Source organism: Thermomicrobiales bacterium (assembly GCA_041390825.1).
GTDB lineage: Bacteria > Chloroflexota > Chloroflexia > Thermomicrobiales > UBA6265 > JAMLHN01.
Map to the genome: position 1 here is coordinate 125,986 of JAWKPF010000010.1, position 13,642 is coordinate 139,627.

The window sequence follows — 13,642 nt, forward strand, 5'->3', positions numbered from 1 at the left end:
TCGCAAGCACGAGGCGGAGGTACGCTTTGGATTCTCACCGCACAACACGGCGAAAGGTTCTGGGATCTCTCGCACTGGGCGCCGGCGCCCTCTTCACCTATACCGCAACCGGTAAGACGTACGCGCAGGACGAAACCCACAAGCTGACCTGGGCGACGAACAATCTCGAAGGCACTGAGCCCGAGATGCTGCAAAAAGTGACCGATATGTTCGTGGCAGCGAACCCGAACTTCGAGGTCACCGTACTCAAGTACGACGGCACGACCTACGACCAAAAGCTGCTGGCCGACGTCGTGGCGGGCACGTTGCCCGATCTTTTCGTCAGCGCCGATGTCTTCACCAAGCCCTTCTTCGATTCAGGATTGACCGCGGACCTCAAACCGCTGGCCGAGGCCGCCGGGTATGACCTGAGCAATTTCGACCCGCTCTTCCTCTCCCTGGCTGAGTACGACGGCATGATCGGCTTCCTGCCGCGCGCTGCCGACGTGGTGGTCACCTATTACAACAAGACCAAGTTCGATGCGGCCGGTGTGGCCTATCCGACGCCCGATTGGACCTACGACGATATGCTCGCGGCGGCCGAAGCGCTGACCATCAAGGACGGCGACGCCACCACGCAATACGGTGTCACCGCCGCCTACTATTGGTGGGCCTACTGGGTGCCGATGGTCATCGCCGAAGGTGGCCAGATCCTCAGCGAGGACAACACCGAAGCGGTCTTCAACTCGCCAGAAGGCATCAAGGCCTGGAACGTGATCTTCACCGGATTGCAGAACGGCTGGTTCGTTCCACCTTCGGTGCAGGACACGGTCGGCGGTCCCTGGACTCCGTTCGCCAACGGCATGGCCGCCATGACCTTCACGGTGCGCGCGCTCACCCCAACCTATCGTGACCAGCTCAAGGACGACTGGGATGTCGAGGTGGTTCCCAAGGGGAGCGTGATGCGCAAGACCGGCATGGGCACGCAGGGCTACGCCATGTCCTCCCAGACCGCCGATCCCAGCGCCGCATGGCAACTGATGCAGTTCATCTTCACGGACGGCATGGTCGTCTTCATGGAGAACTACCTGACGGTTCCGCCGATCAAGACGTTCTACGACGACCCGGCCTGGCGCGATCTTCCGCCGCCGCCAACCAACAACGCGGTCTTTGTCGACGCCACCAACGACGCCATGGTGCCGCCGCCGCTCCCGTTCTACAGCACCGGTCCCTTCAACCAGGCGATGCAAGACGGAGTCGATGGCGTGCTGCTTGGGCAGATGACTCCCGAAGAAGCCGTGAACAACATGGCAGCGGAAGCAACCGCCTCGCTGCAGGAATAGGGTTCACGATTGCGGTTGCGGGATGGGAGATCGGTGACGGACTCCCATCCCGTTTTTGTCCCGATCGAATGCGCGCTCTGGCGAAAGGCGCTCCGTGTCCATGCAACTCGCAGCAACCGAATCCGAGCTTCAAGCTCTCGAGAATCCTCGTTTCTGGCATCGCAATCGCTACAAGGTGAAGGAAAAGAAGGATTGGAACGCGGCCCTTTGGGCGCTGCTCTTTCTCGGGCCCAATCTGGTGCTCTTTCTAATCTTCACGGCCTATCCCGTGGGATACGGGCTCTATATCAGCTTCTACAACTACAGCGTTCTCAAGCCCAAGAAGTGGATCGGGCTGGACAACTATGTCAACTTCTTCAACAGTCCCAAGACACCCGATCTGATCTGGCGGTCGATCTACTACGCGGTGGGAACCACCATTCCGGTCGTCATCCTGCCGCTCATCGTCGCCGTTCTGCTCGTCAATGCCGGTCTGCTGACCAGGCCGTTGCGCCTGATCTACATCCTCCCCATCGTCACATCGCCCGTCGCGGCAGCCGCCATCTGGAAATGGCTGTACGCGAAGGACTTCGGGCTGATCAATTACGGGTTGAGCCTGGTCGGGATCAAGCCGATCGACTGGCTCTTCAGTCTCACCTGGTCGATGCCGGCGGTGATCGTGATGTCGGTTTGGCTGTTGGTGCCGTTCAACATCATTCTCTACACCGCGGGATTGCAGGAAGTGCCGCGCGATCTCTATGACGCGGCGGCAGTGGATGGCGCGTCGAGCGTGCAGCAGTTCCGCACGGTCACCGTGCCGATGATCACACCGACGATCTTCTTCGTTTTCCTCATTACCATGATCGGCGTGCTGGTAGGCGGGTTCGACGTGATCAACGTGCTGACCCAGGGCGGCCCGCTGCAATCGACCAACGTGCTCATCTACGACATCTACAAGAACGCCTTCGAGAACTTCAAGATGGGATACGCCTCGGCGCAGGCGTACGTCCTCTTCCTGGGTGTGCTGGCGGTCACGCTCTTCAACTGGATCCTGCAGAAGCGATGGGTGCACTACGCATGAAGGAATCTCCAGCCCGCCGAATCTCGAAGCGAGCGGTGCTCTTCGGCGTTCTCTTCGTGGGAGCGCTCATTGCGCTCTTTCCCTTCTACTGGATGCTCGTCACGTCGCTGAAAACGAGCCAGGAGGTCTATCTCTACCCGCCCACCTGGTGGCCGGACCCCATCGCCTGGAGCAACTATCCGGACGCGCTCGACAAGGTCAACGGGCGCATCTTCTTCAACTCCGCCTTTTTCGCGTTGACGATCGTTTTCTTCCAGGGACTCTTCACGACCATGGGCGGATTCGCGTTCGCGCGGATCAACTTCCCGTACCGCAATCTCTTCTTCGTCCTCTATCTCAGCACGCTGATGATCCCGCCGCAGGTCACGCTGATCCCCACCTTCCTGGTCGTGGTCAGGCTGGGATGGGTCGACAGCTACCAGGGACTGATCGTGCCGATTCTGGCGCAGGGCGCGTTTGGCACCTTTCTCTTCCGGCAGTTCTTCTTGCGCCTGCCGAACGAGATGTACGAAGCCGCGCGGCTGGATGGAGCCAACTACTGGCAGCAGTTCTGGAAGTTCACCATCCCGCTGTCCCGCCCGGTGATCACGGCCTACGCCGTCATCACCTTCCTGACGGCCTGGAAGATGTACCTCTGGCCGGTCATCGTGGTGCGCTCGGACGACCTGAAGGTGCTCCCCATGGTGCTGGCGGAACTGAGCGCCAACAGCAGCCAGGACCGCGGGGTGATGATGGCCGCCGTCACCCTTTCCATTCTGCCCATACTCATCCTCTACATCGTGGCGCAACGATGGTTCGTCGAAGGCATCGCAATGACAGGACAGAAGGGGTAACCAGGCAGGTGACATCGGAGAAACATGCACTTCGGTTCGGCTACAGCACGATCAACTGGGGCACGACCCCCGATCTGGACGCAGTCTTCGACGAGATCCGCCAGGCTGGCTGGGGCGCGGTGGAGCTCTTCGTCCATCCGCTCGACTGGCTCGGCACACCGGATCACTTGCGGAAGAAGCTGGGCGGGTTGCAGGTGGCCACCAACTTCGGCGCGGTCGAGGTTCCGACCAGCAAGGACCAACTGACCAAACTCAAGAATCAGATCGACTACGCCGCGCTCTTCGGGGCCGAAGCGATCGGTCTCGTCGGCGGCAGCCGGTTGCGCTGGCGTCCACCCAGCAATGAGGAATATGCCGATTTGGCCAGCTTCTGCGAAGAACTGGCAATCTACGGCGCGGACAAGGGCGTTGCGGTCGCCTATCACCCGCATGTGGCCTGCACGATCGAGACCGAGGACGAGATCGACCGGCTGATGGATCAGACGAGGGTGCTGACCCTCTGTCTCGACGCCTCGCATATCGCGTTGGTCGACGAGGATCCCATCGCGCACATCCGCAAGTATCGCGACCGCACCAGCTACATCCATCTCAAGGACTGGGCGCGGGGCAAGTTCGTGGAAATGGGCGAAGGGACGGTCGATATCGACTTCGCCGCGATCTTCCGGGAACTGACCGACAACGCTTTCCCCGGTTGGGTCATCGTCGAGCAAAGCCGCAGCGATGTCTCTCCGCTGGCGAGCGCGCACGCCAACGCCGCGTTCGTCAAGAAGCTGGGCTACTCGCTCGAGCTGCCTGCCTCATGAGCATCCCCCTCGCAATCGCCGGATGCGGCGTCATGGGACGCCGGCATGTGCTCGGCCTGAAGAAACTGCAGGAGATCGGCCGGTTGCGCTTCGACCTGGTGGCCGTTTGCGACCCGATCGACACGAGCGCAAACGCGATGGCCGATCTGGCCGAGGAGTTGCTGGGCGCGCGTCCAGCCACCTATGCCGATCCCGCCAATTTGCCCGCCGAGGTGACTGCGCTCGATGTCACCACCGCGCCGAATCTGCACGCACGCATCGGGATCGAGGCGCTGCGGGCCGGGCGGCATGTGCAAATGGAAAAGCCGATCACCCTCACCATCGCCGAAGGACGCGAGTTGCTGGCGGCGCAAGGGGACCGGGTGCTCTCGGTGGCCGAAAACTACCGGCGCGATCCGATCAATCGGTTAGCGAAAGCCCTGATCGATGGCGGGGTGCTGGGACGGCCTTTCCTGATCGTGCAATCGTCCTCCGGGTCAGGCGAGAACGTCATCATCACCCCCTGGCGGCATCTGAAACGCTCCTGCGGTATCGCCATCGATATGGGCGTGCACTACGCGGACATCCTCGAGTATCTGCTCGGCCCACTGGAGACCATCGCCGGACTCGGGGCGGTGATCGACCGGGAGCGTAAAGGCACGGACGGCACGATGTTCCCAGCCGATGCCGAAGACCTCACGATCGGGGTGGGTCGTTATGAAAGCGGCGCGCTGGCGACCATGATCCTGAACGTGGCCGGACGCGGCGAGGGGCATTTCACGCGCACCGTCTACGGCACGTCAGGGTCGCTGGGTATTCCCGGAGACCGAACCGGAGAGCCGTTGCGCTTGAGCCTGCGCGCCAACGGCGAGGATCGCGTCGTTCCAGACACCGACCTGTTGGCGCTCGTGCCCGACGTTCATCTGGACGAGACGACCGCCGCGCTTTTCGGCGGAGATCGTCTCACCTCCTACGCGCTCCCCTGGGCCGATACCGACGCCAACTTGCTCGCCATCGAATTCGACGACTTCGCCGATGCCATCCTGACCGGGAGAAACCCCGAGGTCGACGGCGCATTCGGCCTGCGTTCGCTGGCGATCTCGTACGGGTTCCTCGAATCGGACCGGCTGGGCCGCTTCGTCTCGGTCGACGAACTCCTGACCAGCGACGATTTGCCCTATCAACGTGAAGTCGAGGAGGCGCTCGTCCGGTCGTAGTGGCGGGACCTGTGCCCGCCGTCCGTAGTGGCGGGACCCGTGCCCGCCTGCGGCCGAAGGCCGCCAAATCGTTGCCAACAGCCATGCCTCTGATTCGGAGGATGGTTGTGGATACATTCGTTTTCGAGCATTCACCGATTGGCGGCCACGGGCGCCGCCATTCCGGCGGCGTACGGGGGGAATTCGTGGCGAAGCAAAAGGTGAAAATCGTCGTTTGGGACAGTATCGGGAACACGGTGCTGGGGGTGCGGCCCTGGTCGAGCTGGGAGCCAAACCAGGTCGAGCACTTTCTGCGCGAGGATCCGGCAGGCCCGAAACGGGCCAGGAGTTTCGCTGAGCTCTTTGCCGACTACGATGTCGAGTTGATCTGGTTCAACAGCGCGGACGAGGCCTATGGCGCGTTTGGCTCCCTCGGTCAGGACTACGCAGCCAATCTGCGTCCGACCAAAGATATCGACGAGATCGCGGCCGAGGCCAGGGACGCCGACTATCTGGTGATTCACAAGCAGCGCTTTCCCGCCGAGGCGCTGCTCGAGATGAAGAACCTGAAACTCGTACAGCATCTCGGGCAGGACTATCGGGGTATGCCGGTCGAGGCCGCGCGGCAGCTCGGGGTACCCGCGGCGGCCACCCCGCTGGTGAACTACATCACCGTGGCCGAGCATGTCTGGGCCTTCGTGCTGAACTGGCTCAAACGGCTTCCCGCCATCCGCGATTACATGCGCGAACGGCACTACACCGCGAACTGGGGCATGTTCCCCGGGGTGCAGTACGCGGGCGATGTCACGCTTGGTCTGCTCGGCATGGGCGAGATCGCCCGGCCGATCGCGAAATACGCGCAAGCGTTCGATATGCCGGTCATCTATTGGGATATCGAGCGGTTCCCGGAGCTGGAAGCGAAATACGGTCTCACCTATGCCGCATGGGATGAGATTTTCGCCCAGTCGGACATTCTGTCTGTGCAACTCGCGCTCAACGATCAGACCCGCGGCATCATCGGGGCGCGTGAGATCGGGCTGATGAAACCGACGTCGCTCTTCATCAATACCGCGCGTGGCAAGCTGGTCGATCAGGGTGCATTGACCGAGGCGGTTGCGAGCGGCAAGATCGGCGGTGTGGCGCTCGATGTGTATTACGAGGAGCCGTTGCCAATCGACGATCCGCTGCTCGATCTGCACGATCTCCCTGGCGACCGCGTCACACTCACCCCGCACGATGCCTGGCAAAGCCCATGGACCTGGGTGCGCGACTCGCAGGAGATTTGGTTCAACGTCTTGCGATCGTTGCGGGGTGAACCGTTGAAATGGTTGGTGTAGCCGCGCCGGTTCACGATCATCGGGCACGGAGGCCCTTTGCTACGACCGGAACGGTTCGCGATCGTAGGGCAGGGACTCTGTGCCCTGCCATCGCGCGAAGCGCGATCACGGCGTGTCGGCGACCATGCGGAATTGCAAGAGCCCGTCGCCACGAGAGGGTACAGAGGCCCTTCGCTACGACCGGTAGGTGAGAAGAGGAGTCAACAATGCCGCCAACTCGATTTGGGTTCTGTTTGCCGATCTTTGCCGCGCCGGGACCGAATCTGTTCCGCACGCCGGGATTCGCGGAGATCGACCCGGCTGCCTGCATGGCGATGGGGAAACGCGCCGACGAGCTCGGATACGACTCGCTCTGGGTGGCGGACCATCTGATGCTGGGGAAGGACGACGCCATCCTGGAAGGGTGGACGGTGCTCTCCGCTCTGGCTGGCGCGACGACGCGCGCGAAGCTCGGCATGATCCATCTGGCGGTGCTCTTCCGCAATCCCGCGTTGACCGCCAAGATGGTTGCCACCCTCGATCAAATCTCCGGCGGACGCGTGATTCATTTCATGGACTGCGGGTTCAGCGGACGGGAATACCTTGCCTATGGGTTGCCCTGGGACGAGGAGATCGACAAACGGGTGGCGATGCTGACCGAAGCGACCGAACTGATGCTGCAGCTTTGGTCGTCGGACGAACCGGTCACGTTTCAGGGGGCGCACTATTCGACCCACGAAGCGCTCTGCACCCCGCATCCGATCCAGCAGCCGCACCCGCCGATCTGGTTCGGAGAGGTCAATCCCAACACGCTCGATGCCTGCGCGACCTATGGGCAGGGGTGGAATTCGACGCCGGTGTCGATTGCGGAGCTGCGTCGCCGGCTCGGCCTGGTGCGCGAGGCATGCGAGCGGAAACATCGCGATTTCGATGAGCTCGAGCTGAGTCTCGAAACGCAATTGCTGGTCGCGGAGGACATCGAGGCAATTCGCGCGCGCCTGCGGGATCTGGCGACGCTCGCCGACGCCTCGGCCGATGAGCGCGGACAGGTGAAAGGATTCGTCAGCAGCTACGCCACGGACGACGACTTCAGGGCGTTCGTCTCCGGCGCGAGCGACACGATCCCGAGCCGCCTGGCGGAGGATTGGGTAATCGGCACCCCCGACCAGGTCGAGGCCCGCTTGCGGGAGTACATGGACGAAGGCATCTCGCATTTCATGATTTGGTTCATGGACGCCCCGAACCTGGCGGGCATGGAGCTCTTCGCAGAGCAGGTCGCGCCACGCTTCGAACGCGCCTGACGCGAGACCGTGCCCCACCCCTGTCATTCTGAACGAAGTGAAGAATCTCTCCGTCGGTTGCGTCAGGAGCTATTGACAGATGGCGAACCAACGCATTTACCACGTGTACATCATGTCCAACATCTCCAGGACGCTGTATGTCGGAGTCACCAACGACCTGCACCGCCGCGTCTGGGAGCATCGGCAGAAAAACCACAATGGATTCACCCAGCAGTACAACTGCACCATGCTCGTGTACTGCGAATCGTGTTCTCGGATCGACGACGCGATCGCGCGCGAGAAACAAATCAAGGGTTGGAAGCGGGAGAAAAAGCTCGCCTTGGTGCGCGAAGCAAACCCTCATTGGCTCGATCTCGCGGCCGACTGGTTCGCTTGAAACTCGAACCCTGGTCGCGATGCTGGGAAACGCAAAGGGAGAGATGCTTCACGTCGTTCAATCGTCCGGTGTTTTGAACCTCTCTGACTTCTCGATCGAGTCTCTGGGCTACTCCAACGAAGAGAGATTCTTCACTTCGTTCAGAATGACAGGGGTGGGGCAAGGGAACGCAGTGGAGACCGATTCGTGTGGCGAGGACGACGAAGCGAGATTCTTCACTTCGTTCAGAATGACAGGGGTGGGGCAAGGGAACGCAGTGGAGACCGATTCGTGTGGCGAGGACGACGAAGCGAGATTCTTCACTGCGTTCAGAATGACGGGGGTGGGACAAGGTATGAGTGTCAGAGCACTTGCATGAGCGATCTGTCCAACCGGTGTCATTCTGAACGGAGTGAAGAATCTCTCCCGGCGGCGCGGTCCAATCACCGGTTCACTCGACCAGACAACTCGCATTGGACGCACAATCCTCAATGACAAGAGTGACATCGACTCGATTCGACATCGGAGGGTGAGCATGGAGCGTTTCGATCTCGTCATCCAGAACGGGCGGGTGATCGATCCGGGGAGCGGGGTCGATGGATACCTCGATATCGGCTTTCGCGATGGGAAAGTGGCGGAAGTTGCGCCCAGGATCGATCCCGGCGACGCGGTCACCATCGATGCGCGCGACAAGCTGGTGACACCCGGATTGGTGGACGCGCATGTGCACGTCTACGAGGGGGTCTCGCACTACGGAATCCCGCCCGATCCAACCTGCCTGGCGCACGGAGCCACTACGGTGCTCGATGCCGGATCGGCCGGCGCCGACACCTTCAAGGGCTTCCGCAAGTACATCATCGAAGCAAGCGAAACCCGTATTCTCGCGATGCTGAATATCTCGTCGATGGGGATGCTGTCGGAAGAAGTCGGCGAGCTGGACGATATCAAGTGGGCCGACATTCCCAAGGCGCTGGCGACGATCGAGGCAAATCGGGATGTGATCCTGGGGGTCAAGGTCCGCCTCACCCGCGGGCTGAATTGCAGCGAAGCGTCGGGCATTCGCCCCCTCTTTCTCGCGCGGGAAGCTGCCGACGCAGCCGGATTGCCCCTGATGATCCACCCGCAGGACTCATGGGCAGATTCGATCGATCAGGTGCTGGCCGTGCTGCGCAAAGACGACATCATGACCCACATGTACCACGGCTTGCGGCATGGGATTCTGGACGAAAACGGCCGCATCCAACCGGCCGTGCAAGCGGCGCGCGACCGGGGCGTGCGTTTCGATGTCGGTCACGGGCAAGGATCGTTCTCGTGGGATGTCTGCTCCAAAGCCATGGCACAAGGCTTTCTGCCCGACACGATTTCGTCCGATTTGCATAGCCACAATGTCGAGGGGCCGGTTTTCGATCTCTTGACGACCGTGTCGAAATTCCTGTTGCTCGGGATGCCGTTGCATGACGCGCTGCAGCGGGTGACCGTCGAGCCGGCAAAGACGGTTGGAATGCCAGGGAGAATCGGGACGCTTGCGGTCGGAGCCGAAGGCGATGCTGTGGTGATCGATCAGCGCGAGGGACGCTTCGATCTGGTCGATTCGCATGGCGTCGTGCGGCAGACGACCATGAAGCTCGTGCCAACAGTCGTCGTCAAGGGCGGGCGTGTGGTGCGAACCGAAGCATGAGTCCCGGGCGTTGCGCGGTGGCAACATCGTGCGGCGCTGGACTCACAGCCGAACGGTCACGCCTCTTCATTTGGGATCGGCTCCAGACGGATCGGGCTATTGTTGCCAGTGACCTCTGCTTTGAGCGTCTGTGAATATTCAGCACCGGAGAGCGCGTCGCGATAGTTGACGGTCGCTTCCAGCACGAAATCCTCCGGCACCTCCCAGTTTCCGCCAGCGTCCGGTTGTGACTTCGCGAGATCGACCCCTTCGATCGTCGGGGCCGCGAGCTCGAACACAAGTCGATACCAGCCGGGCAACGCCGGAAAGCTGTCGATTTCGTCGATGGTGTGACCACGGGCGTCCCGCAACGGCAGGCTGAGCGAGACGCGCAGGTCGCTGGCGGGATTGCGGCCATGATTGCCGATGATGAGCGTCGGCGGATCGGAATTCGCGACCGTGGCAAAGAGAACCGGACGCGATTCGTTCGCCATCGCGGCACGCATCTCGGCGGTCTGCTGCTGCATCTGAACAGTTTGCGCGTGGAGGGCGGTCAACGACTCGACCGTAGCGTCCGACTCGCGGGTCATTTGCGCAACGGTGGCGCGTTGATAGTACGCGGCAAACACAATGCCCAGGAAGAGACCAACGATCGCCAGCACATCGACTGTCTGTTCGTATGTCATCGCGCCTGCTCATATCCAACGGTCACGGGTTTGATGATCACCACGTTACCGGGGAGTTCTCGAAGTTGCAATGGCGCTGCAGCAGACGATTGGGCTTGAATCAATTGCCCAAGTGTGCGAACATTTGTTCGCACACTGGGAGGGGTCCTATGCTCGAACGCGCCAGCGGCCAATTCATCGTCGACGGTCAGGTGGAAGACATCCTGGGCGGCATCAGTGGAGCGCCACGCATCGCCCGCATCAGCCAGAGTTGCCGGTTCACCGGCCAACTGGAAGGCGAAAGCATGGCGGAGTTCACCGCGGTGCTCCCGCGCGAGGGAGACGGCCGCTTCCACGGCTTCCAACGGGTCTATGGCCGATTGGGCGAGCGGGAAGGCGCCTTCGTCCTCAGCGTGACCGGCACGTACACCAACGGGCAACCGCGTGGCGAATGGACCATCGTGCCAAGATCGGGATCGGGCGACTTTGCGCATATCCGCGGCAGCGGCACGTTTTCTCTGCCAGATGGCAAGCCAGGTCGGTATCGACTCGAATTCGATCTGCGCAAGCCGCGTGCCGCAACGAAGACAGCCACAGCGGACGTCGAGGCGCCGGAGCCGGTTGCCGAGTCTGAAATGCGGGAAGCCGCGACGGAGAGCCGGAAACGGAAACCGGGCACGAGAGCAGCAACATCGGCAGACGAGACAAGTACCACGGCTTCGCCGAGGCGAACCCGGCCGCGCACGGCAGCACCACCAGCCGCCCCGGTCGAGAACGTCGTCGATCCCCCGAAACCCAGGCGAACGCGGAAAGCGGCTCCGCCACCCATTCCGGCTCCCATTGCTGCCTCAGCCGATCCAGCCCCGGAGAAAACATCCTCGAGGCCATCGCGACGCAAGCAGCTCCCGCCGCCGGCCCCGGTTGCCATCCCGGTCCCTGAACCGACACCGGTTCGCAAACGGCGCGCCAAGGCCGCCTGAGCGTCTCAGGCAGAGCCGCCGGCGCCGGTGTCACGGGCGGGTTCTGCTCCGCAGCCGATCGGGCAATCGACGGCAACGAAAAAAGCGCCAGGGCGCTTGCCCCGGCGCTTTGCGATTTCGTCGAGCAGGCGTTATGCCTTGCGGCCCATGAGGTATGCATACCCCCACGAAACCACGAACGCGCCGATGACGCCAAGGATCAGGCTGCCGATCGACCAGTCGATAACGAACTTCTCATCATCGATCCAGCCCCAGACAATGCCGCCCAAGACCGCGCCGATGATGCCAAGGATGATGTTGGCAATCCATCCTTGCTGGCTATCTGTGCCGGCAAGCTTGCTGCCAAGCCAACCGACCAGGGCGCCGAAGATAACCCAGGAAATCAACCCCATGGAACCCAACCTCCTCTGAACTACTCTCCACGCCAGCGTCTTTGCTGGTCCGCCCCAGCAGTTGCACTCGTGCGCCATCTCATAATGCTGTTCCCAACTGACAACGTCAAGAGGGTAGGCGCTCGCAAATGCGCGAATTTCGTGCGTACGAATGCTACTGCTCGGGATGTAGTATGCCATTTTCGGCACAAGCCGCGCAGAACGCTGTCACGCTGGGGATTCCCTGTGCGCTAGTCGGCGTCCATAGCGGCTGGAGCGATGGGGAGGCGCACAGTGAACTTGGTGCCACGGCCCACTTCACTTTCGACCGCTACCGATCCCCCATGCGCCTGCACGAGCGATGCGACGATCGCGAGTCCCAACCCGGTCCCGCCACGGCTGCGCACCCGACCCGGATCCGCGCGCCAGAAGCGCTCGAAAACACGCTCCTGATCTTCCCGGGGAATACCGGGGCCCTCGTCCTCGACCGAGATGTCGACGAATCCCGGTTCCGGCGCCACCACCACATGCACCGGTGTTTCCGCCGGAGTGTGGGTGCGGACATTGGTGAGCAGGTTGTCGATCACCTGCCGCAAGCGGTTGCGGTCGCCAATGACGGTTGGATCGCCCGACTGCTGATAGCTGACCGGGCGCGTTGGATCGACCACTTCGAAGTCGGTGACGGCCTCGGTGACCACTTCGCCGATGTCGACCGGGGCCATTTCCAACCCGCGCTGTTGGTCCATCCGTGCCAGCAAGAGCAAGTCGTCCACCAGGCGGCCCATGCGGCGCGACTCCGCTTCGATACGGCCCATCGCCATATCCACCGATTCCGGCGTCTTCAACGCGCCCTGGCGATAGAGCTCGGCATAACCCCGCAGGGAGGTGAGCGGGGTGCGCAACTCGTGCGCGGCATCGGCCACGAAGCGGCGCAGGCGGTTTTCGTTGTCTTCCCGCGCCAGAGCGGCCTGCTCCACCTGACCCAGCATCTCGTTGAGCGCGCTGCCAAGACGTCCGAGCTCAGTATGCGGATCGCCTTCCGGCACACGCTGCGTCAGGTCACCAGCGGCGATTTTCTCGGCGGTGCCGATCATCTGATCGACCGGTTCGAACCCGCGCCGCATGACGAGCCACGAAGCGACAGCCGCCGCCGCGACGGCAAGCGAACCGGCGACGAGAATGGTGCGGATCAGCCGATCGATCGAGTTTTCGACCTCTTTCAACGAGCGAGCGGTAAAGAGATAGTCACCGTTGTCGCGCATGGAAACGAGCAGGCGGTAGTCGAACGTTCCATCTTCCGAGGGAACGGTCTGAATCCGGTTGAGCATCGCGGTGAGCTCGGCGCTGGGCACTTCCGGCAGAAGCGGCGGAGAATCCGGATCGTCGGTATAGCCGCTCGGCTCACTCCAGATCACCGTGCCATCCGGCGCAAACGAGAATGAGGCCACGCTCCGCTCGAAAACCTCGCGGGTGCTGTCATCATCGCTGTCATCGATGACGGTTGCGGCGTTCGGCACCGGGGTGGCTTTGGTCCATTCGGCCGGTTTCCAGGGCGGGGGTCCCCCATGACCCTCGAGCGTGTACGGGGTGCCGTACGCATTCGCTGGGTACCTGCTGTGGTCACCGGGTTTCGGACCCTTCTTCTGGGCATTGGCGATGATGTCGTCATCCACATCCTGCACCAGCGCGGCGCGGGTGTCCCGCACGAGCACATAGCCAAGTGAGGCTATGGTGATCAGCAGCACACCCGCGATCGCCAGGGTCAGTCTGGTTTGGATTCTCACCACACACCTCCCCAGGTGTC

13 protein-coding genes are annotated in these 13,642 nt (G+C 62.0%); 10 read left to right on the forward strand and 3 right to left on the reverse strand.

Features of this window, described 5'->3' with window-relative positions; genetic code table 11:
- Positions 1 to 26 precede the first annotated feature (26 nt).
- The 9 genes from R2855_06725 (at position 27) to R2855_06765 (ending at position 9,843) form a co-directional block, all read left to right on the forward strand.
- A complete protein-coding gene (locus tag R2855_06725) occupies positions 27 to 1,322 on the forward strand; it encodes a sugar ABC transporter substrate-binding protein (protein MEZ4530711.1) in 1,296 nt (431 codons plus the stop codon).
- Positions 1,323 to 1,422: 100 nt separating this feature from the next.
- Positions 1,423 to 2,382 (forward strand): sugar ABC transporter permease, encoded by a 960-nt coding sequence (locus R2855_06730; protein ID MEZ4530712.1) that lies wholly within the window; start codon positions 1,423 to 1,425, stop codon positions 2,380 to 2,382.
- Entirely contained in the window at positions 2,379 to 3,215 is an 837-nt protein-coding gene (locus R2855_06735; GenBank protein MEZ4530713.1) for a carbohydrate ABC transporter permease, read from the forward strand. The genes R2855_06730 and R2855_06735 overlap by 4 nt, the downstream gene beginning before the upstream one ends.
- An 8-nt stretch (positions 3,216 to 3,223) precedes the next feature.
- A complete protein-coding gene (locus R2855_06740; GenBank protein MEZ4530714.1) occupies positions 3,224 to 4,018 on the forward strand; it encodes a sugar phosphate isomerase/epimerase in 795 nt (264 codons plus the stop codon).
- Positions 4,015 to 5,214 carry a Gfo/Idh/MocA family oxidoreductase gene (locus R2855_06745; GenBank protein MEZ4530715.1) on the forward strand — a complete coding sequence of 400 codons (1,200 nt, stop codon included), beginning with the start codon at positions 4,015 to 4,017 and terminating at the stop codon, positions 5,212 to 5,214. The genes R2855_06740 and R2855_06745 overlap by 4 nt, the downstream gene beginning before the upstream one ends.
- Before the next feature lie 185 nt (positions 5,215 to 5,399).
- The gene (locus R2855_06750; GenBank protein ID MEZ4530716.1) at positions 5,400 to 6,530 is read left to right on the forward strand and encodes an NAD(P)-dependent oxidoreductase; all 1,131 of its coding nucleotides are present in this window, start codon (positions 5,400 to 5,402) and stop codon (positions 6,528 to 6,530) included.
- Positions 6,531 to 6,736: 206 nt separating this feature from the next.
- Positions 6,737 to 7,810, forward strand: a complete 1,074-nt coding sequence (locus R2855_06755; GenBank protein ID MEZ4530717.1) for an LLM class flavin-dependent oxidoreductase — start codon at positions 6,737 to 6,739, stop codon at positions 7,808 to 7,810.
- A gap of 79 nt (positions 7,811 to 7,889) precedes the next feature.
- Entirely contained in the window at positions 7,890 to 8,186 is a 297-nt protein-coding gene (locus R2855_06760; GenBank protein MEZ4530718.1) for a GIY-YIG nuclease family protein, read from the forward strand.
- A gap of 514 nt (positions 8,187 to 8,700) precedes the next feature.
- Complete coding sequence (locus R2855_06765) at positions 8,701 to 9,843, forward strand: amidohydrolase/deacetylase family metallohydrolase (GenBank protein ID MEZ4530719.1); 1,143 nt, start codon at positions 8,701 to 8,703, stop codon at positions 9,841 to 9,843.
- A 56-nt stretch (positions 9,844 to 9,899) separates the two neighbouring features.
- Here R2855_06765 and R2855_06770 read toward each other — a convergent pair whose 3' ends face one another.
- Complete coding sequence (locus tag R2855_06770) at positions 9,900 to 10,508, reverse strand: hypothetical protein (GenBank protein ID MEZ4530720.1); 609 nt, start codon at positions 10,506 to 10,508, stop codon at positions 9,900 to 9,902.
- A 149-nt stretch (positions 10,509 to 10,657) separates the two neighbouring features.
- On the opposite strand from R2855_06770, the gene R2855_06775 reads away from it, so the two are divergent.
- Positions 10,658 to 11,467, forward strand: a complete 810-nt coding sequence (locus R2855_06775; protein ID MEZ4530721.1) for a DUF3224 domain-containing protein — start codon at positions 10,658 to 10,660, stop codon at positions 11,465 to 11,467.
- Positions 11,468 to 11,598: 131 nt separating this feature from the next.
- Here R2855_06775 and R2855_06780 read toward each other — a convergent pair whose 3' ends face one another.
- Positions 11,599 to 11,859, reverse strand: a complete 261-nt coding sequence (locus R2855_06780; GenBank protein ID MEZ4530722.1) for a GlsB/YeaQ/YmgE family stress response membrane protein — start codon at positions 11,857 to 11,859, stop codon at positions 11,599 to 11,601.
- A gap of 230 nt (positions 11,860 to 12,089) precedes the next feature.
- Positions 12,090 to 13,625, reverse strand: coding sequence for a HAMP domain-containing sensor histidine kinase (locus R2855_06785; protein ID MEZ4530723.1), 1,536 nt, complete (start codon positions 13,623 to 13,625; stop codon positions 12,090 to 12,092).
- Positions 13,626 to 13,642: the final 17 nt, after the last annotated feature.